This is a genomic window from Streptomyces sp. 1222.5, from assembly GCF_900105245.1.
Taxonomy (GTDB): domain Bacteria; phylum Actinomycetota; class Actinomycetes; order Streptomycetales; family Streptomycetaceae; genus Streptomyces; species Streptomyces albidocamelliae.
In genome coordinates this window covers 858,758-885,293 of record NZ_FNSZ01000001.1, presented here as the reverse complement: position 1 = coordinate 885,293, position 26,536 = coordinate 858,758, and the positions used below count along the sequence as shown (strand labels likewise).

At 74.1% G+C, this 26,536-nt stretch carries 21 protein-coding genes; 12 read left to right on the top strand and 9 right to left on the bottom strand.

Features of this window, described 5'->3' with window-relative positions; translation table 11 throughout:
* Nucleotides 1-5 precede the first annotated feature (5 nt).
* Entirely contained in the window at nt 6-596 is a 591-nt protein-coding gene (locus BLW57_RS04025; RefSeq protein WP_093472188.1) for a YdeI/OmpD-associated family protein, read from the bottom strand.
* A gap of 335 nt (nt 597-931) precedes the next feature.
* Between BLW57_RS04025 and BLW57_RS04020 the strand changes: the two genes are divergently transcribed.
* The gene (locus BLW57_RS04020) at nt 932-1,996 is read left to right on the top strand and encodes a YihY/virulence factor BrkB family protein (RefSeq protein ID WP_093472187.1); all 1,065 of its coding nucleotides are present in this window, start codon (nt 932-934) and stop codon (nt 1,994-1,996) included.
* Between the two features lie 56 nt (nt 1,997-2,052).
* Here the strand turns inward: BLW57_RS04020 and BLW57_RS04015 are convergent, their stop codons facing one another.
* The 3 genes from BLW57_RS04015 to BLW57_RS04005 form a co-directional block, all read right to left on the bottom strand.
* Nucleotides 2,053-2,802 (bottom strand): SDR family oxidoreductase, encoded by a 750-nt coding sequence (locus tag BLW57_RS04015; protein ID WP_093472185.1) that lies wholly within the window; start codon nt 2,800-2,802, stop codon nt 2,053-2,055.
* 130 nt (nt 2,803-2,932) lie between these two features.
* Entirely contained in the window at nt 2,933-3,652 is a 720-nt protein-coding gene (locus tag BLW57_RS04010) for an alpha/beta fold hydrolase (RefSeq protein WP_093472184.1), read from the bottom strand.
* A gap of 20 nt (nt 3,653-3,672) precedes the next feature.
* Nucleotides 3,673-4,644 (bottom strand): alpha/beta hydrolase, encoded by a 972-nt coding sequence (locus BLW57_RS04005; RefSeq protein WP_093472182.1) that lies wholly within the window; start codon nt 4,642-4,644, stop codon nt 3,673-3,675.
* Nucleotides 4,645-4,929: 285 nt separating this feature from the next.
* Here BLW57_RS04005 and BLW57_RS04000 point away from each other — a divergent pair, with 285 nt between their 5' ends.
* Nucleotides 4,930-5,661: an FAD binding domain-containing protein gene (locus tag BLW57_RS04000; protein WP_093472181.1), complete on the top strand. Its 732-nt coding sequence runs from the start codon at nt 4,930-4,932 to the stop codon at nt 5,659-5,661.
* A gap of 21 nt (nt 5,662-5,682) precedes the next feature.
* Here the strand turns inward: BLW57_RS04000 and BLW57_RS03995 are convergent, their stop codons facing one another.
* A complete protein-coding gene (locus tag BLW57_RS03995; protein ID WP_093472179.1) occupies nt 5,683-6,249 on the bottom strand; it encodes a PaaI family thioesterase in 567 nt (188 codons plus the stop codon).
* Between the two features lie 121 nt (nt 6,250-6,370).
* Nucleotides 6,371-6,670, bottom strand: coding sequence for a putative quinol monooxygenase (locus tag BLW57_RS03990; RefSeq protein ID WP_093472178.1), 300 nt, complete (start codon nt 6,668-6,670; stop codon nt 6,371-6,373).
* 143 nt (nt 6,671-6,813) lie between these two features.
* On the opposite strand from BLW57_RS03990, the gene BLW57_RS03985 reads away from it, so the two are divergent.
* The 5 genes from BLW57_RS03985 to BLW57_RS03965 all read left to right on the top strand — a co-directional run bounded on the left by BLW57_RS03985 (nt 6,814) and on the right by BLW57_RS03965 (nt 12,256).
* The gene (locus tag BLW57_RS03985; protein ID WP_093480511.1) at nt 6,814-7,773 is read left to right on the top strand and encodes a GlxA family transcriptional regulator; all 960 of its coding nucleotides are present in this window, start codon (nt 6,814-6,816) and stop codon (nt 7,771-7,773) included.
* A gap of 59 nt (nt 7,774-7,832) precedes the next feature.
* Nucleotides 7,833-8,687 carry a LytR/AlgR family response regulator transcription factor gene (locus BLW57_RS03980; protein ID WP_093472176.1) on the top strand — a complete coding sequence of 285 codons (855 nt, stop codon included), beginning with the start codon at nt 7,833-7,835 and terminating at the stop codon, nt 8,685-8,687.
* A 132-nt stretch (nt 8,688-8,819) separates the two neighbouring features.
* Entirely contained in the window at nt 8,820-9,206 is a 387-nt protein-coding gene (locus tag BLW57_RS41235; protein WP_176985448.1) for a hypothetical protein, read from the top strand.
* Between the two features lie 49 nt (nt 9,207-9,255).
* Nucleotides 9,256-11,004 (top strand): sodium/solute symporter, encoded by a 1,749-nt coding sequence (locus BLW57_RS03970; protein ID WP_093472175.1) that lies wholly within the window; start codon nt 9,256-9,258, stop codon nt 11,002-11,004.
* A gap of 34 nt (nt 11,005-11,038) precedes the next feature.
* On the top strand, nt 11,039-12,256 hold the full coding sequence (locus BLW57_RS03965; protein ID WP_093472173.1) for a sensor histidine kinase: 1,218 nt from the start codon (nt 11,039-11,041) through the stop codon (nt 12,254-12,256).
* Here BLW57_RS03965 and BLW57_RS03960 read toward each other — a convergent pair.
* Together BLW57_RS03960 and BLW57_RS03955 are read right to left on the bottom strand one after the other, a co-directional pair.
* A complete protein-coding gene (locus BLW57_RS03960; protein WP_093472172.1) occupies nt 12,253-13,236 on the bottom strand; it encodes a trypsin-like serine peptidase in 984 nt (327 codons plus the stop codon). The two genes, BLW57_RS03965 and BLW57_RS03960, sit on opposite strands and share 4 nt — an antisense overlap.
* A 201-nt stretch (nt 13,237-13,437) precedes the next feature.
* Nucleotides 13,438-14,283, bottom strand: a complete 846-nt coding sequence (locus BLW57_RS03955; protein ID WP_093480509.1) for a tetratricopeptide repeat protein — start codon at nt 14,281-14,283, stop codon at nt 13,438-13,440.
* A 136-nt stretch (nt 14,284-14,419) separates the two neighbouring features.
* On the opposite strand from BLW57_RS03955, the gene BLW57_RS03950 reads away from it, so the two are divergent.
* From BLW57_RS03950 to BLW57_RS03935, 4 genes are all read left to right on the top strand, one after another.
* Nucleotides 14,420-15,745 carry a lanthionine synthetase LanC family protein gene (locus BLW57_RS03950; RefSeq protein ID WP_256339376.1) on the top strand — a complete coding sequence of 442 codons (1,326 nt, stop codon included), beginning with the start codon at nt 14,420-14,422 and terminating at the stop codon, nt 15,743-15,745.
* Nucleotides 15,746-15,892: 147 nt separating this feature from the next.
* On the top strand, nt 15,893-16,330 hold the full coding sequence (locus BLW57_RS03945; protein WP_093472170.1) for a group II truncated hemoglobin: 438 nt from the start codon (nt 15,893-15,895) through the stop codon (nt 16,328-16,330).
* 81 nt (nt 16,331-16,411) lie between these two features.
* Nucleotides 16,412-23,479 carry a non-ribosomal peptide synthetase gene (locus tag BLW57_RS03940; RefSeq protein ID WP_093480507.1) on the top strand — a complete coding sequence of 2,356 codons (7,068 nt, stop codon included), beginning with the start codon at nt 16,412-16,414 and terminating at the stop codon, nt 23,477-23,479.
* 98 nt (nt 23,480-23,577) lie between these two features.
* Nucleotides 23,578-24,336: a thioesterase II family protein gene (locus BLW57_RS03935; protein WP_093472168.1), complete on the top strand. Its 759-nt coding sequence runs from the start codon at nt 23,578-23,580 to the stop codon at nt 24,334-24,336.
* 22 nt (nt 24,337-24,358) lie between these two features.
* Here the strand turns inward: BLW57_RS03935 and BLW57_RS03930 are convergent, their stop codons facing one another.
* Nucleotides 24,359-25,126 (bottom strand): 4'-phosphopantetheinyl transferase family protein, encoded by a 768-nt coding sequence (locus BLW57_RS03930; RefSeq protein ID WP_176985447.1) that lies wholly within the window; start codon nt 25,124-25,126, stop codon nt 24,359-24,361.
* Between the two features lie 176 nt (nt 25,127-25,302).
* On the opposite strand from BLW57_RS03930, the gene BLW57_RS03925 reads away from it, so the two are divergent.
* Nucleotides 25,303-26,535, top strand: a complete 1,233-nt coding sequence (locus BLW57_RS03925) for a hydroxymethylglutaryl-CoA synthase family protein (protein ID WP_093472165.1) — start codon at nt 25,303-25,305, stop codon at nt 26,533-26,535.
* Nucleotide 26,536: the final 1 nt, after the last annotated feature.

The following is a 26,536-nucleotide window of genomic DNA, read 5'->3' as shown; positions in this document are numbered from 1 at the left end:
CCCGGTCAGGGATACAGCTTCTTCTCCTCGGCGAGCATGGCGACGAACTTCTCGATCCGGGCCGTCCGGGTCTCCGGCTTCCTGGCGTCCTCGACCCGGTGGAGGATCGCGTACCGGTTGCGGCTGTCCAGCGTGGCGAAGAAGTCACGGGCCGCCGGCGCCGCGTCCAGCGCCTTCCGCAGGTCGTCGGGGACCGTCGCCTTGCTCTGCGCCGAGTACGCCGCCTCCCAGCGGCCGTCCGCCTTGGCCTCCTCCACCTCGCGCAGGCCGGCGGGCCGCATCCGGCCCCGCTCGATCAGATCGGTGACCTTGTCCCGGTTGACCTTCGACCACTTGCTGCCCTTGCGCCGCGCGGTGAAGCGCTGCAACCAGTACTGGTCGTCGAACTTCTTCTTCTGCCCGTCGATCCAGCCGTAGCAGAGCGCCGACTCCAGCGCCTGCGCGTAGTCGACACCGTCGATCCCGGAGTCGGCCTTGGGAATCTTCACCCAGACACCGGGGACGACCTCGTGGTTCTCCTCCAGCCACTTCTCCCACGCGTCCTGCGTGGCGAAGGGGAGGACCGGATCCGCCGCGTTCCGTGATCCCTCAGACATGGTCCTCATGAAATCCCACCCCCGTGGCCCGGTCAACAACCGGCCCCGCGGGGCGCGCCCCGCGACGGCGGGACGCCGGCTTCCCCAACTCGCCCCGCACACAAGGCGAAAGACGACGCAGGGGAGACAACCGGAACACTCCGGCGAGCGGTTCCCAGCAGGCGGCCGACCTCACGAAAGCCCGCTGCCGGCCGTCCGTGACGCAGGCGCGGAGCCGACGCGAGCCCCCCCCGGTCTACCACCGCCATCACGCTCAGCAACCGCCCCGGAACCCGTGCGAACCCGTCCGGGACCACTCGCCGGCTTGAGGCGGCACGACTGGGTACCCGCCTGATATGGCGAAGCTGCATCTTCCAGGGCGTAAAGAGCATCCAGCCGGCGACGGGGATCCCGGGCCGCGCGTGCCCACTCCGGACGAGGCCGGGCCGGATCCGGAGGTCGAGGAGGCGGCGCCGGACACCCCCACCAAGCTGCCCAGGGGGGCATGGCTCGCGGTGCTCAAGGGGTCACTGCGCGAGTTCAAGGACGACGAGCTGACCGACCGGGCCGCGGCCCTCACCTACTACTCCGTCCTCTCCCTGTTCCCGGCCCTGCTGGTCCTGGTGTCCCTGCTGGCGGTCGCCGGCAAATCGGCCACCGACAAGGTGCTGGTCAACCTCAAGCACCTCGCGCCCGGCTCCGCGCGCGACATCATCACGCGGGCCGTGGAGCAGCTGCAGAACGGCTCGGGCACCGGCTCGGTCGTCGCCGTGATCGGCATCCTCCTGGCCGTGTGGTCGGCATCCGGGTACGTGGCCGCGTTCATCCGCGCCGCGAACGCCGTGTACGACATGCCCGAGGGCCGGCCGGTGTGGAAGATCCTCCCGGTGCGCGTCGGCGTCACGGTGGTGCTGATGGTGCTGGCCGTCGCCAGCGCGCTGATCGTGGTCTTCACCGGCGGTCTGGCCCGGCGGGCCGGCGGGGCGCTCGGCATGGGGGACACGGCGCTGACCGTCTGGTCGATCGCGAAGTGGCCGGTCCTGGTCCTGCTGGTCACCGTGATGATCGCGATCCTGTACTGGGCCACTCCGAACGCCAAGGTCAGGGGCCTCAGGTGGGTCACCCCGGGCAGTTTCCTCGCTCTGCTGATCTGGCTGATCGCCTCGGCGGGTTTCGCGTTCTACGTCGCCAACTTCTCCTCCTACAACAAGACCTACGGCACCATGGCGGGCGTCATCGTCTTCCTGGTCTGGCTGTGGATCAGCAACCTGGCGATCCTGCTGGGGCTGGAGTTCGACGCGGAGACCGTGCGCCAGCGGGCCATCGCCGGCGGACATCCGGCCGAGGCCGAACCCTACACGCAGCCCCGTGACACCAGTAAGTGGGACGAGGAGGACGTACGCCGGCTCGACGGCAGGTGAACCGGGCCGTGGACCGGGCGTGGCGGGCCGGCCGGCCCGCCACGCCCGGCCGCCGGTCAGGCGGCGTGGCCGCCGTCCACCGAGAACTCCGCGCCGGTCACGTAGGCCGCCTCCGGCCCCGCGAGATAGGCGACCGCGGACGCCACCTCCGCGGCCGTACCGAAGCGGCCCAGGGCGGTCCTGGCCGCCTGGGCCGGTGCGTACGGGCCGTCGGCGGGGTTCATGTCGGTGTCGATCGGGCCCGGGTGCACCACGTTCGCCGTGATTCCGCGCCCGCCCAGCTCGCGGGCCAGGGCCTTGGTCAGGCCGATGACGGCCGACTTGCTCATCGCGTACAGCGTGGCGCCCGGGCCGGGCACGCGCTGGGTGACACAGCTGCCGACCGTGATGATCCGCCCGCCGGACGTCATGACCGCGGCGGCGGCCCGGGACGCCAGGTACACCCCGCGGACGTTGACGGCGAGGAGCTGGTCCACGTCGGCGCGGGACATGTCCTCCAGCGGCCCCATCAGTCCGGTGGCCGCGTTGTTGACCAGCACGTCCAGCCGCCCGAGGGCCTCGGCCGCACGGTCGACCGCGCCGGCCGCCTCCTCCGCGTCGGCGGAATCCGCGCGCAGTGCCACCGCCCGCCGGCCCAGCGCCTCCACCGCCCGTACCACCTCCTCGGCCGGGTCCTTGCCGCGCACATAGGTCACCGCCACGTCCGCGCCCTCCTGGGCGAGGCGCAGCGCCGTCGCCGCGCCGATACCCCGGCTCCCGCCGGTGACCAGGGCCGTCCTGCCGTTCAGAGTTCCTCGTGAAGTCATGCCCCCATTCCATCCGCCGGCCTCGGGCGGTGCTGGCGGCGAACGGACACCTATCTGCCGGGCCCGCGACGGCGACCGGCGAAGCCGCCCACCACGGGTGCCTGCCGGTCGCCGTCCTCGGCGTCGGGTGTCAGCGGGTCGCGTGGACGGCGTCGCGGATCAGGCCGGCGACCGCCTCGGGGCGGGACACGGCGACCGCGTGGGAGGCGCCCTCCAGTTCCACGACGGTCGCGCCGGCCCGTTTCGCGCCGAAGCGCTCCACCTCCGGGTTGATCGCCCGGTCCGCGCCGGCGATCAGCGCCCAGGACGGCTTGGTCCGCCATGCGGCGGCGGACGCGGTCTCCTCGAACGCCGCCGCCGCGAGCGGCCGCTGTGCCACCGCGAGCACCTTGGTGACCTCGGGGTCCACGTCCGCGGCGAAGACCGACGGGAAGGCGTCCGCGGCGATGGTCACCTCGACGGCGTCCGGCCCGCCGGGCACCGGGTACGTCCACTGCTCCAGGTTCTCGACGAGCGGTGAGAGCGGGAAGCGGCCCTGGAGTTCGGCGAGGCTCTCGCCCTCCTCCAGGACGTACGCGGCCACGTAGACGAGCCCGACGACGTTGTCGGCGGTACCGGCGACGGTGATGAGCGCGCCGCCGTACGAGTGGCCGACGAGGACGACCGGCCCGTCGATCCGGGCGGCCACGGAGGCGATGTGGGCGGCGTCGGCGGCCAGCCCCCGCAGCGGGTTGGGCGGAGCGACGACGGGGATGCCCTCGCGCTGGAGCTCCGCGACGACGCCGGACCAGCTCGCGGCGTCGGCGAACGCACCGTGGACGAGCACGACGGTGGGCGTGGTGGTGGTCATGTCGGTGTCGTCTCCCGGGCTCAGGCGCCGTGCAGGGCGGTGTGCAGGGTGCGCACGGCCAGGTCGATGGCGGCTCCGGCCGCGTGGGTCTCCCGCAGGGCGTCGAGCATCACGAAGTCGTGGATGACGCCCTGGAAGCGCACCGAGGTGACGGCCACGCCGGCCTCGCGCAGCTTGTTGGCGTACGCCTCGCCCTCGTCGCGCAGCACGTCGGCCTCACCGGTGACGACCAGCGCCGGGGGCAGACCCTGGAGCTGTTCGACGGTGGCGCGCAGCGGGGACGCGGTGATCTGCGCGCGCTCGGACTCGTCGGTCGTGTACTGGTCCCAGAACCACTGCATGCCGTCGCGGCGCAGGAAGTAGCCGGTGGCGAACCGGTGGTAGGACGGCGTGTCGAAGTTCGCGTCCGTGACCGGGTAGAACAGCACCTGCTGCACCAGGGCGGGACCGCCGCGCTCCTTGGCCATCAGGGTGAGGGCGGCGGTCATGTTGCCGCCGACGGAGTCGCCGGCCACGGCCAGCCGCGAACCGTCCAGGTCCTTGGCCGCGCCCTCCCGCACGATCCACCGGGCGACGGCGTAGTTCTGCTCGATGGCCACCGGGTAGCGGGCCTCGGGGGAGAGGTCGTACTCGGGGAAGACGACGGCCGCCCGCGCGCCGACGGCCAGTTCGCGCACCAGCCGGTCGTGGGTTCGGGCGTTGCCGAAGACCCATCCGGCGCCGTGGATGTAGAGGACGACCGGCAGGGTGCCGGTGGCTCCGGCGGGCCGGACGATCCGTGCGCGGACGGTGCCGGTGGGACCGCCCTGGACGGTGATCCACTCCTCGTCGACCGCCGGCTTCCCGATGTCCCCGGACTGCACCTCGTCGACCGCCTTGCGGCCCTCCGCCGGCGGCAGGTCGAACAGGTACGGCGGGTCGGCGGTCGCCTCCGCGAACGCGGCTGCGGCGGGTTCCAGTACCGGCTTCACCGGCATCACGGCATCGGACATGGCTTCTCCTCGTCTTGCACGGGCTGCCGGGGATCCGGCACACGGGCCGGACGTGTCTCCGATGTGTCCGGTACCGCTGGAGGTCACCGTAAATCGGCCGGAGGCAGGGCAATTGACCCTGAGCGTACGGCTGGTGTACCCACAGTGCACTCGGCGGGGGCGCACAGGAGGCCGCTGTGTGCCCTGGACGCGCCCCCGCCGGGGAGGCCAGACTTCCCTGCCGCGGGGCGGTGACCGGCAAGCCGTCCGCTCGTCGCCCGACTCCCCAGAAAGGCAGGTCGGCCCGTGCTGTTGCGTCTGCCCACGTCCGTGTCCGAAGCGCAGGAATGTCTGGCCGCGGGCGCCGCGCCGATCGGCGGGGCCACCCTCGTGTGGGCCACCTGGCAACGGGACGGGTTCCCCGAACTCGCCATGTCTCTACGTGAGTTGACGGAGGCCAACGTTCTCGGCGCGGAGACGGTCGGGGCGGGCGTCGTCCTGCACCGGATCGACGACCGGGTGCCGGACGTCCTGCGGCTGGCCGCCGCCACGGTGGGCACCGGGGCCGTGCGCCGGACGGCCACGGTCGGTGGGAACCTCGTCGGCAGCACGCTGCGCTGCCTGCTGCCCGCGGCGCTGGTCCTGGACGCCCGGGCGACGGTGCTGGAGCCCGACGGCGTGCACGAGACCGACCTGGCCGAAGTGGTGGCCAAGCGGCCCGTCCTGCTGAGCCTCCACTGGCGCACGCCGATCGCCTCGGCCTACCGCAAAATGCCCGCCGAAGCGGGCGGGGCGCCCCCGCTCGTCGTCGCCTCGGCGCTGCACGCCCGCGACGGCGGGAGCAACCGCCTGCTGGTCGCCGTGCGGGACGGCTACGACGTGGTCAGCGGGGTCGCCACCGCGACCGGCGACGCCGGGCGGGCCCTGGAGGAACTGCGACGGACGGCGCTCGGCGACCTGCCGGCCGCCGCATGGGAGGTCGTCCGCCCGCAGGTCACCGGACTCCTGGCGGACCGTCCCGCGGAGGGACGCGCTTAGGACGCCCCGCCCGGAAGGGGCTCACACCCCGCCGGGCACCGCGAAGAGGGCGCACGTCGTCGTCCCGTGCGCGTACAGCTTGCCGTCCTCGGCCCCGACGACGCGGGCCTCCGCGGTCGCCGTCGTCCGGCCCACGTGGACCGTGCGGCCCTCGCAGCGCAGCGTCGGGGTGGTCGCGAACACCGGCCTGACCAGGTGCACCCCGAGCTGCACGGTGGTGTAGGCGCGACCGGCCGGCAACGCGGTCAGTACGGCCGTGCCGAGGGCCGAGTCGAGCAGGGTGGCCAGGAAACCGCCGTGGACCGTGCCCATGGGGTTGAAGAGGTGCTCGCCGGGGTCGCCCTCGAAGACGGCCCTGCCCTCCTCGACCCCCATCAGCCGGAAGCCGAGGGTCCCGCAGATCGGGGCCTCCGGCAGACGCCCGTCGAGACTCATGCGGGCCAGTTCGAGGCCGGTGCGGTCACCGGCCGCCGCATAGCCGACCGGCGGCTCCCAGGAATGTGTGCGCGACCGGGTGCCGGCTCCGGGCGCGGTGCCGGAGTGTGTGCCGCCAAAGGCGCCGCGGTCGTGGGTGGCGGACTGCGCCATGCTGCTTTCCGTCCTTCGAGGGGCGCGCGGCCGCTGCTTCACGGCCCGCGGCCCGGGGGTGGGGGTGTGCGGGTCGCCGGGCGGCGGCGCGGTGCGCGCGCCGCCGCCCGGCGCCTTCCGGTCAGGGAAGCTTGACCGCCAGGAGGTCGACGGGACGGATGTCCGGCGCCTCGCTGAGCATGGTCCCGGCGGCGTCCATCAGCGCGGCGGCGATCTTGCCCTGGAGGTGTCCCTGGCGCCCCTGCTCGTCGTCGAAGGTGTCGAAGACGCCGAACGTGGTGGCGCCCTGCCGGAAGGCGAACCAGGTGACGGTGCGGTCCTCCGCCCGGGCCAGTTCGAGCGCGTCGCGCAGCAGGCCTTCGACCGCGTCGGCGTACTCGGGCTTGGCCTCGATGCGTGCCAGCAGTCCGAGTTTCGTCATGGTGCACTCCCGTGGTGTGGATCTTCGTGGAAGGTGTGCGGTGCCGGTACCGGGCACCGGATCTCGTCCGGACGCTGAGACGCTATGCCGCCCGGACCGTCCCACCCAGTGTCGGAAACGACGCGTTCGATATCGTTTCCGTCATGGACATAGCTGTGCTGGCCTACGACGGTGTCTTCGACTCCGGGCTCGCGGCCCTGCTCGACGTGCTGGACGGGGCGAACGCCCTGCGAGAGGAGCTGCCCGAGCCGCCGCCCGCCCTGACGGTCACCACGATCGGCTTCCGCAGGCGGATCCGCACGGGCGCCGGGCATCTCGTGGAGGCCACCCCCGTCGGGACCGCGGAGCGCACGGACCTGCTGGTGGTGCCCGCCCTGGCGGAGCGGCGCCCCGACGCCCTGATCGCGCACGTCTCGGGCCGGGACGCGGCGCCCGTACGACGCTTCGTCGCCGCCTCCCGTGAACGCCGTACCCCCGTCGCCTCCGCCTGCACGGGCACGTTCCTGCTGGCCGAGTCCGGGATCCTGGACGGGCGTCGGGCCACCACGAGCTGGTGGCTGGCGCCGTACTTCCGCAAGCGCTACCCCGCCGTGACGGTCGACGAGAGCCGGATGGTCGCCACGTCGGAGGGGGTGACCACGGCCGGTGCGGCCTTCGGGCACGTCGACCTGGCCCTGGCGATCGTCCGGATGAGCAGCCCGGTCCTGGCCGAACTGGTCGCCCGCTACCTGGTCGTCGACGAGCGGCCCTCGCAGGCGGCGTACACGATCTCCGCCGCGCTGGCACAGAGCGATCCGACCCTGGCGGCCTTCGAGCGCTGGGCCCGGGACCACCTCGACCAGCCGATCTCCATCGCCGACGGGGCACGGGCCGTCGGCGTCAGCGAGCGCACGCTCCAGCGGGCCGTTCGCCGCACCCTGGGCACCTCACCCGTCGGCTTCGTGCGGGACCTGCGCGTCGAGCGCGCCTCGCACCTGCTGCGCACCACGGACCTGCCGCTGGAGGTCATCGCCCGCAAGGTCGGCTACGAGCACGCCAACACGCTCCGTATCCTGCTGCGCGAACGCACCGGGGAAACGGCGAGGACCCTGCGCGGACGGTGACCCGGGCCCTCAGCCGACACCCGTGCCCGGTCCCGGCCGAGGGTCTACACTCCCGCCCCATGCTGCGCGTGCTGGCGGTCGACGACGAGGAACCGGCCCTGGAGGAACTGCTGTTCCTGCTACGGGCCGATCCCCGGGTGCGCTCCGCCGAGGGAGCCCTGGCCGCGACCGATGCACTGCGCCGACTGGGCCGTGCCCAGAACGGCGGACCGGGCGGCGCGGACCACGTCGACGTGGTGTTCCTGGACATCCACATGGCAGGGCTCAGCGGGCTGGACGTGGCCGGGCTCCTGACCGGCTTCGCCGCGCCACCCCGCGTCGTGTTCGTCACCGCGCACGAGGACTTCGCCCTGCGGGCCTTCGACCTCAAAGCCGTCGACTACCTGCTCAAGCCGTTGCGCCGGGAGCGCCTGGCGGAAGCGGTACGGCGGGTCGCGGAACTCGTCGAGGCCGACCGCGCCACCCGCGCCGTACCGTCCCCGCCCCCGTCGTCGGAGGCCGCGGCGAACGCGGGCACGGGCGCGGTCCCGGGGCCGCCGCGTCCTCCTGCCTCCCCCCTCGCGGACCACATCTCGGTGGAGCGCGGGGGAGTGACCCGCTTCCTGCCCATAGCCGACATCACCTACGCCGAGGCCCACGGCGACTACGCCCGGCTGTACACCCGCGAGGACAGCCACCTGGTGCGCATTCCGCTGTCGACGCTGGAGGAGCGCTGGCGGGCGAGGGGGTTCGTCCGGATCCACCGGCGCCACCTGGTCTCGGTCGCCGGCATCGAGGAACTGCGGGTCGACGCGGGCAGCCTGACGGTCCGGGTCGGCGGCGCGGTACTCGCCGTGAGCCGCCGGAACGCCCGGGAGCTGCGGGATCTGCTCCTCAGCGACGCCAAGGCGGGCCGGCCGGGCAACGGCCGCTGATCCCGGGGGAGTCCGGCACGGGAGCGGAGGTCACATTCGGGGACCGAGCCGGCGCCGTGGCCTATCCCCGGGGATTTCGCGATGCGTACACTCCACTGCGAACGGTGATCATCGTGGGTCGGAGGCTGCGGCATGAGTGCTCCCGGGACTCCCAGGCGTGAAGTCGTCACCTGGACCCCGCGGACCCCGCGCGCGGCCCAGGGGCCCTCCCGCGCCGCCCGTGAGGTCCGCGCGCGCGAGGAGCTGTCCGCCGTCGACTCCGCGGTCCTGCGGGCCTTGATGCGCCGCCAACTCCGCCTGGCCATGGGCACGTTCGGGCTGCTCGTCGCGGTGATCGGACTGCTGCCCCTCGTCTTCACGGCGCTGCCCGCGCAGTCGCCCTGGCCGGGCCGGGCGCTGATCGTGTGGGCCGTCCTCGGCGTGGCGGCCTACCCCGCACTCGTGCTGATCGGCCGGTGGTACGTCGTACGCGCCGAACGCAACGAACGGGACGCCGGGGACCTCGTCGGGAGGGCCTGAAGGTGACCGCCGCCGAGCCGTGCGCCGGCCACTCGTCCGGAGTCGCCGGGTGAACCAGACGTACGGCATCGTGGCCGTGTCCGCGGCGGTCGTCGCGACCCTGGTGATCGGGTCGACGGGACTGCGCATCTCCCGCACCACCTCGGACTTCTACGTCGCCTCCCGCACCGTGCCGCCGTACCTCAACGCCATGGCCGTCAGCGGCGAGTACCTCTCGGCGGCCTCCTTTCTCGGCATCGCCGGACTCGTCGCCGCCCAGGGCGTCGACATGCTGTGGTTCCCCGTCGGGTACACCGCCGGCTACCTGGTCCTCCTCGCGTTCGTCGCCGCCCCGCTGCGCCGCTCCGGCGCCTACACGCTGCCCGACTTCGCCGAGTCGCGCCTGGAGTCGAGGGCCGCGCGGCGCGTGGCCAGCGTGCTCGTCGTCGGCGTCGGCTGGCTCTACCTCCTGCCCCAGCTCCAGGGCGCCGGCCTCACCCTGGGCCTGGTCACCGGCGCACCGAGAGAACTGGGCGGCGTGCTCGTCGCGGTCGTCGTCACCCTGGCCGTGGCGGCGGGCGGGATGCGCGGGATCACCTTCGTCCAGGCGTTCCAGTACTGCCTGAAGCTGGCCGCGCTCCTGGTGCCCGCGCTGTTCCTGGCCGCCGCCTGGCACGGCGACCCGAGCCCCGGAGCGGCCCTGGACGAGCCGCCGACCTTCCGGCGGCACACCGTGGTCACCGTGGACAGCACCGTCCGCCTCAGGATCGCGGAGCCGCTGCGCGCCGACGTGACCGGCACCGTGGACGACGAGCGCCACGACGGCGGCCGCGTGTCGCTGGGTCCGGGCGTGCACGAGGTCCGGGCCGGTACGACACTGCGGTTCCCGCCGGACACCCCGGTACCCGAGCGCGACGCCGACGGCGGCTGGCACACCGGCGCCTCCAGCTGGGCGACCCCGCTGTCCGGCGGCAGGGACGACCACCCGCTGTACACGACGTACGGGCTGATCTGCGCGACCTTCCTCGGCACCATGGGACTGCCCCATGTACTGGTCCGCTTCTACACCAACCCCGACGGCCGCGCGGCCCGGCGCACCACCGTGATCGTCCTCGCCCTGGTCGGCGGCTTCTACCTGCTGCCACCCCTGTACGGTCTCCTCGGCCGTGTCTACGCCCCCGACCTGCTCCTCACCGGCAACACCGACGCCGCCGTCCTCGTCCTGTCCGAACGCCTCGTCGGAGGCGTCGTCGGCGACCTCCTCGGCGCCCTGATCGCCGCCGGTGCCTGCGCCGCCTTCCTGTCCACCGCGTCCGGACTCACCCTGTCCGTCGCGGGCGTGCTCAGCCAGGACGTCCTGCCCTCCCTGGGCGTCCGCCACTTCCGGCTGGCGACGCTGCTGGCGATCGCCGTGCCGACCACGGCCAGCGCGGCCGTCAGCGGGCTGCCCGTGGCCAACGCCGTGGGGCTGGCCTTCGCCGTGGCCGCCTCGTCCTTCTGCCCGCTGCTGGTGCTCGGCATCTGGTGGCGCGGACTCACCGCGCCCGGCGCGATCGCGGGCCTGCTCACCGGCGGGGGCAGCGCCCTCACCGCCGTCGCCCTGACCATCGCCGGACCACTGGCGGACGGCTGGGCGCACACCCTGCTCGCCTGGCCGGCCGTGTGGTCGGTGCCGCTCGGCTTCCTGACCATGATCCTGGTCTCGCTCGCCACCCGGCACCGGATCCCGGCCGGCACCGAGGCGGCCATGGCCCGCCTCCACCTGCCCGAGCGCGCCGCGGCGCGGGGCGCCCACCAGCCGCCGGGAGCGACCTCATGACGACCTGCCGGCCCACCGCCCCGGAGGCCCCCGCATGATCGCGCTCGCCCTGCTCGCGGGCGGCGCCCTGCTGTTCGCCGCGGGACTCGCCACCGGCCGGCTGCTGGTGCGCCGGGCCGCCGAGGAGCGGGCGGACCTCGGCACGCCCGTGGAGCGCGCGGCCTTCCACACCCTGCACACCGCTTCCGTGGCCGCGCCCCCGCTGCGCGCCGGACTCACCGAGGACGCGGCGCGCAAGGCGGTGCGCCGCCTCCGTCCGCTGTTCGGCACGGCCGCCCTCGCGCTCACCGCCGAGGACCGGACGCTGGCCTGGGACGGCCCCGGCCGGCATCACGAGGAGGCGGCCCTGGACCGGGCCCGCCAGGTGCTGGGCACCGGCCGCACGCGGACCTTCACCGTCGACTGCCGGGATCCGGACTGCCCGGTGCGCTGGGGCGCCGCCGCGCCGCTCACCGTCGACCAGCGGGTGCTCGGCGCCCTCGTCGTGCTGGGCGTCAGGGAGTCCGCCCCGGTGGTCCGTGCCACCGAGGAGGTGGCGCGGTGGGTCTCGGTACAGCTCGAACTCGCCGACCTCGACCGGGCCCGCACCGGCCTGATCGAGGCGGAGATCCGGGCGCTGCGCGCGCAGATCTCCCCGCACTTCATCTACAACTCGCTGGCGGCGATCGCCTCGTTCGTCCGCACCGACCCCGAGCGGGCCCGTGAACTCCTCCTGGAGTTCGCCGACTTCACCCGCTACTCGTTCCGTCGGCACGGCGAGTTCACCACCCTCGCGGAGGAACTGCGCTCCGTCGAGCAGTTCCTGGAGCTGGTGCGCGCCCGGTTCGGGCAGCGCCTGGAGGTGACCCTGCAGATCGCCCCCGAGGTGCTGCCCGTGGCGGTTCCCTTCCTGTGCCTCCAGCCCCTGGTGGAGAACGCGGTCAAACACGGACTGGAGGAGAGCGTCGAGCGCAGCCGGATCACCATCGCCGCGCAGGACGAGGGGGCGGTGGCCCGGATCGTCATCGAGGACAACGGGGTCGGTATGGAGCCGGACCGGCTCCGCCGGATCCTGCGCGGCGAGGGCAGCCCCTCGTCGGGCATCGGGCTGCGCAACGTCGACGAGCGGCTGCGGCAGGTCTACGGGGACGAGCACGGCCTCGTGATCGAGACCGGCGTCGGGGCGGGCATGAAGATCACCGCGCGGATTCCCAAGTACCGTCCCGGAGTGCACAGTTCGCCCCCGCGTGGCCGCCTCGACCGGCTCGGCTAGGCGGCCTGTGCCTTGTCGTACAGGGCCTTGACGACGTCTCCGAAGTACGGGCCGAACATCCGGTTGGGCAGGAAGACGTAGCCGAAGCTGTTCACGGAGACCTGAAGCCCGGTACCGGCGGACTCGCTGAACCCGGTGAACCAGGGGCCGCCGCTGGACCCGCCGGTCATGTTGCAGCCGAGGCTGTGGTCCTGCGAGAAGAGGAAGTCCTTGGAGCTGTTGCCGCTGCAGTAGATCAGCTTCGTGCCGTCGTACGGCGACGCGGCCGGGAAGCCGAAGGAGTACATCTGCTTGTTGTAGCCGCCGTTGAACTGGACGCCCTGGGCGCCGACGACCGAGGTGAGGTTCCGGCCGTTCAGCGGGGTCACGACCGCCGCGCCGACGTCGTAGTTGATGTCCTCGCTCGCCTCCCACTGCGGGGTGGTGAGGGTCTTGGCCGCGCTCCACTGACCGTACGGGGCGTTGCCGTTGTCGTAGCCCGGTACGAAGACCCAGTTGGTGTGCCAGCTGCCCTGGTACTTCACACAGTGCCCGGCAGTGATGACGGTGCTGGCGTTCTGGCTGGTCACCGCGTTGCCCGTGCAGGACGCGGTGCGGCCCTGGAAGGTGAAGAACACCCGCCCCGAGGTCGGGACGACGGCGCCGCCGGCGGTCCACGGTCCGCCGGCCTGCGGGAAGGAGGCGGGGGCGGCGGTGGGTGCGACGGTCGTGGAGCTCGCCCCGGCGTGCGGGGTTTTCAGGCTCCTCGCGGCCTGCCGGGTGAGCAGCAGATCGAGGGGGGTGGCGCCGCGCATGCGCTCGGGGGTCCAGAAGGTGCGGGCCCGGTGCTGTTCGGCGGCCGGGGCGGTGCGGACCGCCGCGGACGGTCGGTGGGCCGTGTGCCGGGGCGCCGCGTCCGCGGCACCGGCGCCGGCGAGTCCGCCGGCGAACAGGGCTCCGACGGCCAAGAGTGTGCCCGCGGCAGTGCGATGGCGTCTCACGCAGGTCTCCTTCTGCCGTGCCCGGACTGGTCGGGTCCGGGCAGGGTGGGGGAACGAAGAACGGTGCGGATGGACGGACGTGCGTGACGCAGAGTGCCATGGAACCGTAAAATTGTCAGGGCCGTGTCAATGTGTTGTCCGGAAGACGCGCCTGCGCGCGGCACGCACACCGAAGTGCGTGCCCGCGGTCGGAAGTTGCGGTCAGGTGTGGGGCCGGTCAGGGGTGTCGGCGCGGTCGAGAACTTCCCGGGCCTCGACGGTGCGGCGGTGGTCCGGGCCGAAAGCGGCCAGGCAGGAGGCGTGGGCCGTAGCGGCCAGAGTACGGGCCTCGGCGTCCCGTCCCAGCCCGAACAGAGCCGTGGAGAAGGCCAGTTCGACACCACCGATCTCCGAGCGTCCCTCGCCCTCGGGCAGGCCGCGGCGCAGCTCGTCGGCGCGCCCGGCCTCGGCGAGCGCCTCGGTGTGCCGGCCCTGGCCGTTCAGGCTGCGGGCCAGACCGAGCAGCAGGACGAGGCGGAACCTGTCCCGGTCGCCGTGGGCGGCCAGGGCTTCCCGGGCGACGGTCTCGGCCTCGGTGTGCCGGCCCAGGCCGTTCAGGGCGAAGATCTGTCCGTTGCGGGCGGCCGCCGCCAGGAGGGCCATGTGCGGGCCGGCGCCGCGGCGGGCGATCCTGGCCAACGCCGTGCACTCGGCCTCGCTCTCCGCGTACCGGGCGAGCGCGCTCAGCGCCTGCGCCCGGTCCGAGCGCAGCTTCAGGGTCTGCGGGTGCGCGGCACCGAGGATCCTGCCGAACTCCGGCAGCAGCCCGCCGTACGCGGCGACGGCCTCGGCATGGCGGCCCTGGGCATTCGCCGCCAGCGCGGCCATGCCCAGAGCCAGCGGCACGTACGGGTCGTCGCGCAGCCCGGACCGGGCGGCCGCCACGGCGCGGCTCTCGGCCTCCGCCTCCGCGTAACTCCCGCCTTGATACAGGGTCATGGCCCGGATCAACGGCGATTCCGTGGCCTGCCCGGCGCCGTCGCGGCCGCGGGACCGGAAGAACTTCATGCCCGGAGCATAGGGGGAGGCGGCCGCGCGGCCACGGCAGGGGGCCTCGCCCATGACCTGCTCGTTCCGTCGAGTGGGCGGGAGACGGGGGACCCGGGTCTCAGGAAGCACCACGCACGCGCTGTAGCGTGACCGCGTGGCGGCGAACGAGGTGTACCGGGAACTGGGCGAGAGCGCCTGGGCATGGGTGTTGCGGCAGATCCGCGAGGACGACGGCCCCTGGCTGCCCGAGATCGTCCCGGAGGACGGCGCGCCCGGGGCACCGGCGCCGGACCGCGACACGCTGTACGCGGGAATCGCGGGCCTCGCCCCGGTGCTGGCGGAGATCGCGCGGTACCGGGAACCGACGGCGGGCGAGCGGAGCCTGGCGGACGGAATCGTCTCCCGGCTGTCGGCTCAGGCCGCGCACCGAGCCGAACCGTCCCTCTACGACGGCCTGGCGGGCGACGCCATGGCACTCAGGCTGCTGGCCCCGGGCACGGAGTCGGTCGCCCTGCGGCGGCTGGCCCACCTGGCGACCCCCGACGGGTGGCGGACCACGCTCGAATTCGAACCCGGTTCCGACGCCCCCCTCAACGACATCGTCATGGGCAACGCCGGAGTGGTGCTGACGGCGGTGTGGGCGGGCGGTGAATCCGCGGAGGCCATCGCGACGACGGGCTGCGAGGCGCTGCTGCGCGTGGCCGACCGCACCGAGGCCGGCCTGGACTGGGGCATCGCCCCGGGCGCCACCTCGAAGTGCCCGAACTACTCGCACGGCACCGCCGGAGTGGCATCGGCGCTCGCCGTGGCCGGCGTGGCGCTCGACCGCGCGGACTTCGTCGAGGCGGCGGTGGAAGGCGCCCGGCACGTGGTGTCCATGGGCTCGTTGGAGGGCGGCGGCCTGGTCGTCCCGCACACCATCCCGCCCTCCAAGCGGGACGTGGAACCGGTGACCTACACCTGGTGCCACGGCCCGGCGGGCACCTCGCACCTGTTCGCCGCGCTGGCGCACGCGGGCGTCGCCGAGGTGTCCGGCCTGCCGGTCGGCGAGCTGCGGGACCGCTGCCTGACCTCGCTGCTGACCTCCGGAGTCCCGCAGCGACTGCGCCCCGGCTTCTGGGACAACGACGGCCGCTGCTGCGGAACCGCGGGCGTCGGGGACGTACTGCTGGACGCGGCACAGGACTGCGGGACGCCCGCTCGGGCGGACACCCTGGTGCGGGCCGCGCGCACGATGGGCGACGCGCTGGTGACACGGGCGATCAGGGACGACACGGGCACGCGCTGGCGCTTCCTGGAACACCGCCGGGACCCGCCGCTGCTGCCCCCGGGCACCGCGTGGATGCAGGGCGCGGCGGGCATCGCGGCGTACCTGCTCCGTCTCGCCCGCTTCGTCGAGACCGGACCGGACGCACCGGTGGTGGACCGCCCGGACCAGTGGTGGGCCGTGCCCGCGCGCCTGCGCGCCACCACCGCGTGACAGGAGCGGCGGCCCCCGGCCGGCTCGGCCCGCCGTCCGCCCCGCCTGCCGCCCCCGCCTGCGGAGGTGCACAAAGTTGAGCAGCCGGGGCCAGGTGCCCCGGCGTACCGTCCCCGCTGGTCGAGCGGCACACGGGAGGGCGGATCCATGACGACGATGTACGAACACGTCGGCGGTGAGAAGGCGTTGCGCCGGTTCGCGGAGCACTTCCACCACACGGTGCTCGACGACCCGCTGCTGGCACCTCTGTTCCGCGCCGGCTCACCGGACCACGCCGACCACCTGGCGGCGTTCTTCACCGAGATGCTCGGCGGTCCGGCCCGGTACACCGGGGAACTCGGCGGATTCATCGCCCTGTTGCGGGCCCATCTCGGCATGCGGATCACCCCGGAGATGAGCGAGCGGTTCGTCACGCTGATGCTCGCGTCCGCCGACGCGGTGGGGCTGCCCGACGACGACCGCTTCCGCAAGGCGTTCACCGCCAACGTCGAGAAGGCGGCCGGTTTCACGACCAAGGCGTCGCAGGACGACAACCACCCCATGCTCCAGCCGCCGTACCCCGAACTGGGCCGCTGGCAGTGGTGAACCGGCCCTGCCGATACCGACCACCGAACCCAGGGGGGATCGTTGAAGCCCGCGGAGCCCGTCACCGCGTCATCCGCCGAGGTGACCGCCAGCGCAACCTGTGAGCGGCTGCTCGGCATCCTGGAACCGCTGGTCGCCCAGGGCCGCCCACTGGACCCGGACGGCGAACTCGCCGACGCCGGACTCTCCTCGCTCGCCGCCGTACGCCTGATGCTGGACATCGAGACGGAGTTCGGGATCGAGGTGCCCCTCTCCAGACTCCTGGACTGCCGCACCCCGCGCGACCTCGCCGCCTGGATCGACCGGGACACGGGCGAGGAGTCCGCCGGCGGCTCCGGCCCGCTGGACGTGGTCGCGGCCCCGGAGTCGCGGTACGAACCGGCACCGGCGACCCCGATGCAGGAGGCGTACGTCGTCGGCAAGTACCCGGAGCTGGACCCGGACGCCCTCGGCTGCCACCACTACCACGAGTTCGCCTTCGGGGAACTGGACGCCCCCCGCCTCGCCCGGGCCTGGAAGCGGCTCGTCGAGCACTTCGACGCCCTCCGCCTGACCGGCGTCGGCCGCAACCAGCGGGTCCAGGAGCACGTGAACGTGCCCGAGCCCGCCGTCCACGAGACCCCGGACCCGGACGCCCTTCAGACCGAGGCGGCCGCCGTCCGCCGCCGGCTGTCCCACCACCGGTACCCGCCCGGGCAGTGGCCGCCGTTCCAGGTCGAGATCTGCCGGGAACCCGCTGGACGCGCCGTGGTGCACCTCAGCCTCGACGGCACGGTCACCGACGCCCACGGCACCGATCTGCTGTTGCGCCACTGGTGGCAGGCGTACACGGACGACGGCCACCGGCTTCCCGAGGTGCCGTTCACCCTCCGCGACACCCTGGACGCCCTCGCCCGCCACCGCGACTCCGAGACACACCGGGCCGCCGTCGCCCGCGCCGCCGAACGGCTCAAGGGCCTGCCGGGCGGTCCCGCCGTCCTGCTGGCCGCGCCCCCCGAGCCGCCGCCCGGCCTCGACGGCCATCTGCGTACCCCGCGCCGCGGCCGGCTCATCCCGGCCCAGTGGGAGGGGCTGCGCGCCCGAGCCGCCGCGCTGCGCGTCTCACCCACCTCGCTCGTGCTGACCGCCTTCACCGACGCGGTCTCACCGCCCGGCTCCGTCGAGCCCTTCACGCTCGTCCTCACGACCACCGACCGGCCGCGCCTGCCGGCCGCCGCCGAGGAACTCGTCGGCCCGTACACCTCCGGCTGTCTGCTCGTCGTGGACGCCCGCACCCAGGGGTCCGCCCTCGACGACGCGGCCCGTACCACCCACCAGCGGGTGTGGGAGGCGTTGTCGCACGCGTCGGCCGGCAGCGTCGAGGTCCTGCGCGAACTGCGCGCGCACGGCGCCGGGTCGCCCGCGCTGCCCGTGGTCTTCACCAGCCTGCTCGACGTGGGCCGCGGCGGCTGCGGGCGGGGCGGCATGGCGCGCCACGAGCGCCACGCCGTCGGCCAGACCTCCGGGATCGCGCTCGACCACCAGATGCGCGAGCACGACGGCGGCCTCGACTTCCGCTGGGACACCGCCGACGCGCTCTTCCCGCCGGGCACCCCCGACGCCCTGTTCGGCCGCTTCTGCCGGCTGCTCCAGGCCCTGTGCGAACCGGTGCCCGACGCGGCCGTACCCCCGCGGGAACTCCAGCAGGCCTATCTCGTGGCCCGCCTCGACGGGCCCACCGGCCGCGGCTGCCAGTACCACCAGAGCTTCCACGTCGACGACCTCGACGTGGACCGGCTGCGCACCGCCTGGCAGGAACTGGTGAGCGCCCACGAGGCGCTGCGCCTGCGGGCCGGGGCCGACGGCACGCTCCGGGTGTTGGACGGCGCGCCGGCGAACGCCTGGATCCCGGTCGCCGACGTACCCGAGGACGTGGACCCCGACGCCGTCGACCGTGCCGTCCGCGCCGACATGACCCACCGCTCCTTCGGCCTGGACCGGGGGCCGCTCACCGACCTGAGGGTCGTCCGTTCCCCCGGCCGGCCGGCCACCGTGCACCTGTCCGTCGACCTGCTGGTCGGGGACGCCCGCAGCATCGTGCTGCTCGCCCGGCAACTCCTCACCCGGTACGCCGACCCCGCGGGCGCCCCGCCCCCCGCGACCCGGCTGCCGCGAGAGCCCGGGGACGCGACCGGGAAAGCCGCCGCGTACTGGCGCGACCGGCTGGCCGGCCTGCCGGCGGGTCCGCCGCTGCGGGACGAGCGGCGACCGCCGTGCCCGCGACGCCGGGAGCGGGTGTTCGGCGACCGGGCGGCCCTCGCCGCCTGGGCCGGCCGACGGGGAGTGACCCTCGACGCGACCCTGCTGGCGGCCTACTGCGCGGCCCTCGGCGCGGTGTACGACGAGCCGTTCGCCCTCCCGGTGGTGTGCTTCACCGGCGCGGACACGGCCCGGCCCGCCGAGTTCACCGAGCTGACCTGGGTGCGCTCACCCGCCCGCGGCACCGACCCCGCGGTCGCGGCCCGCGCCTGCCACCGGCAGCTCACCGCCGACCTGGCCGAGGGCGGGGGTGCCGGACTGTCCGAGATGCGCTCGTACGTCATGCGGCGCCGCAGGGACGAGAGCTTCGAGCACCCCGTGGTGTTCACCACCGTCCTCGACGTCACCGGCCGTCCGCTGCCCGCCGGCGTCCGGCCCGGCCCCGCCGGCACCGCGACCACCGACGTGGCCCTGGACTGCGTGACCGTCGACGACGGCGTCACCCTCCACCTCGCGTGGGACGCTCTGGACGACCGCTTTCCCGAAGGACTGCTGGACACGGCGTTCGCGCACTACGTCGACACGCTCACCCGGCTCGCCGAGGAAGCGGACGCACCGGACGAGGGCGTCACCGGTGCGCCCGTGCCCACATCGGCCGACGAGCGCGATCCCGAAGCACCCGCAGCGGCCGGCTCACCGGACACGGGAACGGCCGACGGCCACGACAGCGAGCGGCACCGCGTCCTGTACGCGTGGAACGACACCGCCCGCCCCTACCCCGCCGAGGGCCCCGTCCACCTGCTCTTCGAACGGCAGGCCCGCCTCCGGCCCGACGCGGTGGTCCTGCGCTGGCGCGGCGGCACCATGACCTACGGCGAGCTGAACCGCCGGGCCAACCTCGTCGCGGGCCGGCTGCGACGGGCGGGCGTCGGTGAGGACACCTCGGTGGGGCTCTCCGTGCGCCGCGGCCCGGCGATGGCCGTGTCCGTGCTGGCGGTCCTGAAGGCGGGCGGCGCCTACGTTCCGGTGGACCCGTCACTGCCCCGCGACCGCGCCCACGGCATGCTCGGGGACACCGGCACCCGCCACCTCCTCGTCACGGCCGGCGGCCCCGGCTGGCAGGTGCCGGACGGCGTACACCTCGTCGACCTGGACGCCGCCGACGTCACCGGCGCGCACCTGCCCGACCCGGGCGACCCGGAACCCGTCACCGGAGCGGACTCCGTCGCCTACCGCCTGTTCACCTCCGGCAGCACGGGCCGGCCCAAATGCGTGGTCGTCGCCCACCGTTCCCTGCACAACCTCATCGACTGGTGCACGCGCACCTTCGCGTTCGGCCCGCAGGACACCGGGTTGTGCGTCACCTCCCTCGGCTTCGACCTGTCCGTCTTCGACATCCTCGGCCTGCTCGGCCACGGGGCCGCCCTGTACATCGCCGACGAGGCCGAGCAGCGGGACCCGGAACTGCTCGTGGACGCCCTGCTGCGGGAACCGGTCACGTTCTGGAACTCCGCGCCCACCACGCTCGCCCGGCTCGCCCCGTTGCTCCAGGAACGCCGTGGGCACCCGGGCACCGGCGACCTGCGCCTGGTCTTCCTCAGCGGCGACTGGATCCCGCTGTCCCTGCCCGACGACGTCCGTCGCGTGTTCGGCCGGGCGCGGGTGATCAGCCTCGGCGGCGCCACCGAGGCCACCGTGTGGTCCAACTGGTTCCCCGTGGGCGACATCGAACCGGAGTGGCGCAGCATCCCGTACGGCAGGCCCATCGACAACGCCCGCTACTACGTCCTCGACGAGCGGCTGGAGCCGTGCCGCGTCGGCGAGGAGGGTGACCTCTACATCGCCGGCGACGTGCTCAGCCTCGGCTACCACGGGCAGCCGGAACTGACCCGGGAGCGCTTCGTCCCGGAGCCCTTCGCGGGCGGCCCCGAGGCCCGCATGTACGCCACGGGCGACCGGGCGTGCTTCCGCAGCGACGGCGTCATCGTCTTCCTGGGGCGGCGCGACCACCAGGTCAAGATCAGGGGCTTCCGGGTCGAACTCGGCGAGATCGAGCACCGGTTGCGCAGCCACCCCGCCGTGCACGACGCCGTGGTCGTCGCCCGGCCCGACGGCAGCGGGGACCGGCGGCTGGTCGCGTACCTGCTCGCCGAGCCGGGCGGCGTACGGCCCTCCGTGTCCGAGCTGCGCGCCCACGCGGCCCGGACGCTGCCCGACTACATGGTCCCGAACTTCGTGGGATTCCTGCCGTCGTTCCCCGCCACGGGCAACGGCAAGCTCGACCGTGACGCGCTGCCGTGGCCGCTGCCCGCGCCCGACCGGGCGCCCGGCCAGGCATCCGATCAGGCGCCTGATCCCGTGCCGGATTCCGCACCCGATCGCGCTCCTGATCGCGCACCCGATCACTCACCCGATCACGCGCTCGGCTCGCCCGGTGCGGAGGCCGCATCCGCGCAGGACGGGCCCGGGACGACCGCCCCGGCGGCCGGGCCCGAGGAGCCGGCCCCTGCCGAGACGGCCGACAGCACGGACGACCAGCTCCCGGCGTTCCCGCCCGCCGACCGGCTGGCGGAGGAGATCGGTGCCCTGCTCGCCGGTCTCATCGGTGTTCCGGAGCTGGACCCGACGCTCGACCTCTGGGACCAGGGCGCCACGTCCTTCACCCTGGCCCAGCTGTCCTCGGCGCTCAGGGCCCGCTACGGGCGCCGTATCCCGGTGTCGGCCCTGCTGGCCGAGCCGACGGTGACCGGGATGGCCCGCCATCTCGCGGGGCCCGGCACCCCCGCACCAGCCGGCGCGGACCTCACCGCGGCCGCCTCTCCCACGGAGTCGACGCGACCGCCCGAGCCCCGCACCGACCCGGAGGCCGTGGAGTTCTTCTCGCCCGAGGACCGCGACCGGTACAAGTCGGCCGCCTGGCACCTGCGCCGGCGCCACGACGACGAACCGCTCCTCGTGCTCGACGGGCCGCTCCCGCCCGCGGAGAGGTACCGGGAACGGGCCACGCGCCGGGACTTCGCCGACGGCCCGCTCCCGCACGAGGACTTCCTCGCCTTCCTGAACGCCCTGCGCGCCCGGCCGTCGGGCGACGGTCCCCGGCGGCTGTACGCCTCGGCGGGCGACACCTACGCCGTACAGACCTATCTGCACGTCAAGCCCGGGGCGGTCGAGGGCATCCCCGGCGGCCTGTACTACCACCGGCCGGACGACCACGCGCTGCAGCGCGTCACCGCCGACCCCGGCATCGACCGCACCGTCCACTTCTCCTACAACCGCGCGGTCTACGACCGGGCCGCCTTCGAGGTGTACCTCGTCTCCGAACCGCGCGGCATCGAACCGCTGTACGGCGAGGAATCGGAGCTGTACCTGGCCGTCGAGGCCGGCTACATGGGCCAGTTGCTGATGAGCGGCCAGCGGGAGACCGGCGTCGGCCTGTGCGCCGTGGGCGGTCTCGCCTTCGGCCGCGTCCGTGACGCGCTCCGGCTCCACCCGGGCCAGAGGCTGCTGCACGCCTTCCTCGCCGGGCCCCTCGCGCCCGCCGCCGACGCCCGCCCGCAGCGGCCCGCCGTGACCACCGGGCTCCGGGCCGGACCCGGACCGGCGCCCCGTGCGGCCTCGGCGGAGATCGCCGTCATCGGGGCCGCGGGCCGGTACCCCGGTGCGCGCACACTCGACGAGTTCTGGGACAACCTGCGGTCGGGGCGCCGTTCGGTCGGCCCGCTGTCCGCCGAGCGGCTGGCGGCGCTGGCGGCCGCCGCCGGACCCGGCACACCCGTACCGCACCCGGAGGCGCTGCCCCACGGCGGGTATCTGCCGGGCGGCGACGGGTTCGACGGACGCATGTTCCGCATCTCGCCCCAGGAGGCCGAGGGCCTCGATCCGCACCTGCGGCTGCTGCTGCCCGTGGTGTGGCAGTGCCTGGAGGACGCCGGTCACACCCCCGGCAGCCTGACCCGCGACGGCGAGCGCGTCGGGGTGTTCACCGCCGCGATGTGGCACGACCACCGCCAGACCGGCGAGGCCGCATGGCGCGCGGGCGGCCCGGCCCGGCAGGCGGGCGCCGCCTCCGACCTCCCGGCCCGGATAGCGCACTGCTTCGGATTCGAGGGGCCCGCCGTCGCGGTGGACACCGCCTGCTCCTCCTCGCTGACCGCCCTGCACCTCGCCGCGACCAGCCTGCGGCAGGGGGAGTGCGACGCGGCGGTGGTGAGTGGAGTCAACGTCGTCGCCCACCCCTACCACCTGGCCCTGCTGCGGGACCTGGGCCTGTCGGCGCACCGGCCGGGAGCGGGGGCCTTCGCCGCGGAGGACGGCGGCTGGTCGCCCGGGGAAGGCGCGGGAGCCCTGCTGCTGCGCCCGCTGCGGGACGCCGTGGACCGCCGCGACGTACTGCACGGGGTGGTCGAGGCCACCGGTACCGGCGCGGCCGGCCGTCCCGGACCGTTCGGCATGCCGTCAGCCGACCCGCTCGCCCGCTCGCTCACCCGCATGCTCGACCGGCACGGCCTCACCGGTGCGGACATCGGATACGCCGAGTGCGCCGCCTCCGGCGCGCTGCTCGCCGACGCCGCCGAACTGGACGCCCTGCTCTCCGCGCTGCGGCCGCCGAGCGCCACCGGCCCACTGCTCGTGGGCACTGTCAAACCGCACATCGGCCACCTGGAGGCGGCCTCCGGGCTGTCCCAGCTCACCAAGGTGCTGCTGCAGCTGCGCGAGCGGACGCTGGCGCCCACCGCCGTCGCACCCCGGCGCACCGAGCTGGCGGATTGGACCCGGCTCACGGTCGCCGACACCGCCCGGCCCTGGACCCCCGCCGTCCCGGAGGCTCCCCTGCGCGCCCTGGTCAACGCGGTCTCGGCGACGGGCTCGTACGGCCACGCCGTGCTCCGCTCCGCGGACGGCGACCGGTGAGCGCGCCCGCGGCGGCCGGGCATCCCAGGAGCCCCCTGCGGCCCGCCTCCCGCGCGCCGCACCGGAGGATTCGAGAGGAACCGAGTGAGGGGACACCGGTGACCGGTACCTGGCTGAAGAGCGGAGACGCCACCTGTGACGCGCCGCTGCGCCTGTTCTGCTTCGCCCACGCCGGTGGCGGAGGCGGCTTCTTCCGGCCGTGGCGGGAGTTCGTCCTGCCGGAGGTCGAGGTGTGCCCGGTGATCCTGCCCGGCCGGGAGACCCGGGTCGCCGAACCCGCCCACCGGAGCATGGAGGAGCTGATCGGCCCGCTGTGCGAGGGCCTCGCCCGCTACCTGGACCGGCCCTACGCGCTGTTCGGCCACAGCACGGGGGCGGCCGTCGCCTACGAGGTCGCGCGCCGCTTCCAGGACGACCCGCGGCGCGCCCCGCGCCGCCTGCTGGTCTCCGGGCGGCGAGCCCCGCATCTGGCGGCCCGGCGCCCGCCGTTCGCCGGTCTGGCCGACGACGACTTCCTGCGGGTCGTCGCCGAACTGGGCGGCACCCCCCAGGAGGTGATGCGGCAGCGCGATCTGATGCGCATGTTCCTGCCCGCGTTGCGCGCCGACTTCCACCTGAACGAGTCGTACCGGCCGCTGCCCGGACCCCGGCTGCGCTGCCCGGTGTCCGGGTTCACCGGAGACCGGGACCCGGAGGTCACCCCGCTCGAACTGAGGCTCTGGGACACCGTCTCCGACGGCCCGTTCCGGATGCGGGTGTACGACGGCGACCACTTCTATCTGACCGGGCTGCCCGAGCCGTTGCGCACGGACCTCCTGGAGGACCTGCGCACCGACATCCGGCAGACGGTGTCCTGACCCGCCGCGGTCACCGCCGGTCTCACGGCGGGCCGGAGTGCCGTACGACCGTCACGTCCGGCCCGTCACCCCGGCGCACCGCCACCGCCGTGACATGGCGGGCACCCTGGGACCACTGGGCGAACTGCCACCGGCTGCCGTCGTCGTCGGCGGAGAAGCCGAGCCGCGGCGCCCCCGTCGTGTGCAGTGTGAAGGCGTAGGAGTCCGAGGGCAGCAGGAAGCCGAGGCCCCGCGCCTTGCCGTACGCCTCCTTGAGCGTCCACAGGCGCGGGAACACGGCGGCGCGCTCCGCCGGCGGCGCCGCGAGCACCCGCGCCGCCTCCCGCGGGTGGAACATCGCGCGGGCCACCCGTACCGGGTCGACCGGGCGGTCCAGCACCTCCACGTCGACTCCGCAGTCCAGTTCGGGGCAGACCAGGCACACCACCAGGTCAGGGGCGTGGGCGACGCTGAAGCGCAGCCGGGGTACGGTGCGCGGTCCCGCCGGCTCGGGCCGGCCGTGCGGCCCGGTGGTGAACCGCCAGTCCGCGGGCGCGACTTCGGGCACACAACGGCTGAGCGCGGCCCGCAGCAGACCGCGCGCGGTGACGTACAGCAGACGGTCCTCGTCCCGACGGAAGACCGCGAGACGCCGCCGCTCCCCGGCCGACGGCAGCGGACGGTCCCCGTACGTGCCGGGGGCGACGGCCCACACATGGGCCAGGGGAGCGCCGGTGACCGCGTGACGCAGCGGAAGCGGAGCGGGCGGCCGGGACCGGGACGGCGGATCCCCCTCCGTTCCGCTGTGCACAGCCGCCTCCCGATGCCGTCGGCCCCAACGGTCCACGCCCCCGGAGGCCTCGGAGCGAGCCTGCGCCCGACGGAACCACCCGTGCCGTTCAAAAGTGAGCAGATCCAGGACGCCCACGACGGTTACAACCGGGAGAGCCGGGGCCCGGTGGGCGGCCCCCGACCGCGGGAGCGACCATGGCCGTCGGCATCGAGGCGATCAACGCCTATGTGGCACGCGCCTGTTTCGGCGTGGCGGACCTGTTCCGCGGCCGAGGCCTGGACATGACCCGGTTCGACAACCTGATGATGCGTCAGAAGTCGGTCAACCTGCCCTGCGAGGACGCGGTCACCAACGCCGTCAACGCGGCGAAGCCGCTCGTCGACCGGCTCACCCCCGAGGAACGCGAGGCGATCGAACTCCTCGTCGTCGGCACCGAGTCCGGGCTCGACCTCGGCAAACCCATCTCCACCTACATCCACCACCACCTCGGCCTCAGCTCCCGCTGCCGCTCCTTCGAGGTGAAACACGCCTGCTACGGCGGCACGGCGGCGCTGCAGACCGCGGCCGGCATCATCGGCGCGTCCCCCGTCGGCACCGCCAAGGCGCTGGTCATCGCCGCCGACGCGCCCAGTGCCGCCGCCCGCGGCACCTACTGGGAGCCCTCCGAGGGCGCGGGCGCCGTCGCCCTCCTCGTCGGCCGCGACCCGCGGGTGCTGGAACCCGATCCCGGCGCCAGCGGGCTGCACACCTTCGAGGTGATGGACACCCTGCGGCCCCGCCCGGACCTCGACGTCGTCGACTCCGACGTGTCCCTGCTGTCGTACATGACCTGCCTTGAGCGCAGCTTCGCCGCCTACCGCGAGCGCGTGGCCGGTGCCGACGTCGTCGACAGCTTCGAGCACCTGGTGCTGCACACCCCGTTCGCCGGCATGGTCAAGGGCGCCCACCGCATGCTGCTGCGCAGCCACAAGGGCATGGGGCCCCGCGACGCGGCCGAGGACTTCACCCGCCGGGTCGCCCGCACCCTCGAATACGGCTCCCGCGTCGGCAACCTCTTCTCCGCCTCGCTCTACCTCGCGCTCTGCTCCCTCCTCGACCACGGGCGCCCCGAAGTGCCGTGCCGCATCGGCCTGTTCTCCTACGGCTCCGGGTGCCAGTCGGAGTTCTTCAGCGGTGTCCTGGGCGAGCGGGCCGTCGCCGAAGCCGAATCCATGCGCATCGGTGCCGCCCTCGACGCCCGGCGCGAGCTGACCATGGCCGAGTACGACGCCGTGACCGAACTCGGCGGCGACCGCGCGTTCGGGGTGCGGGACCTGGACGTCGACACCAAACCCTACGCGGACCTCTACGACGACCTGTTCGACGGAGCGGGACTGCTGATCCTCGACCGCATCGAGAACTTCCACCGCCTCTACTCCTGGAGCTGAC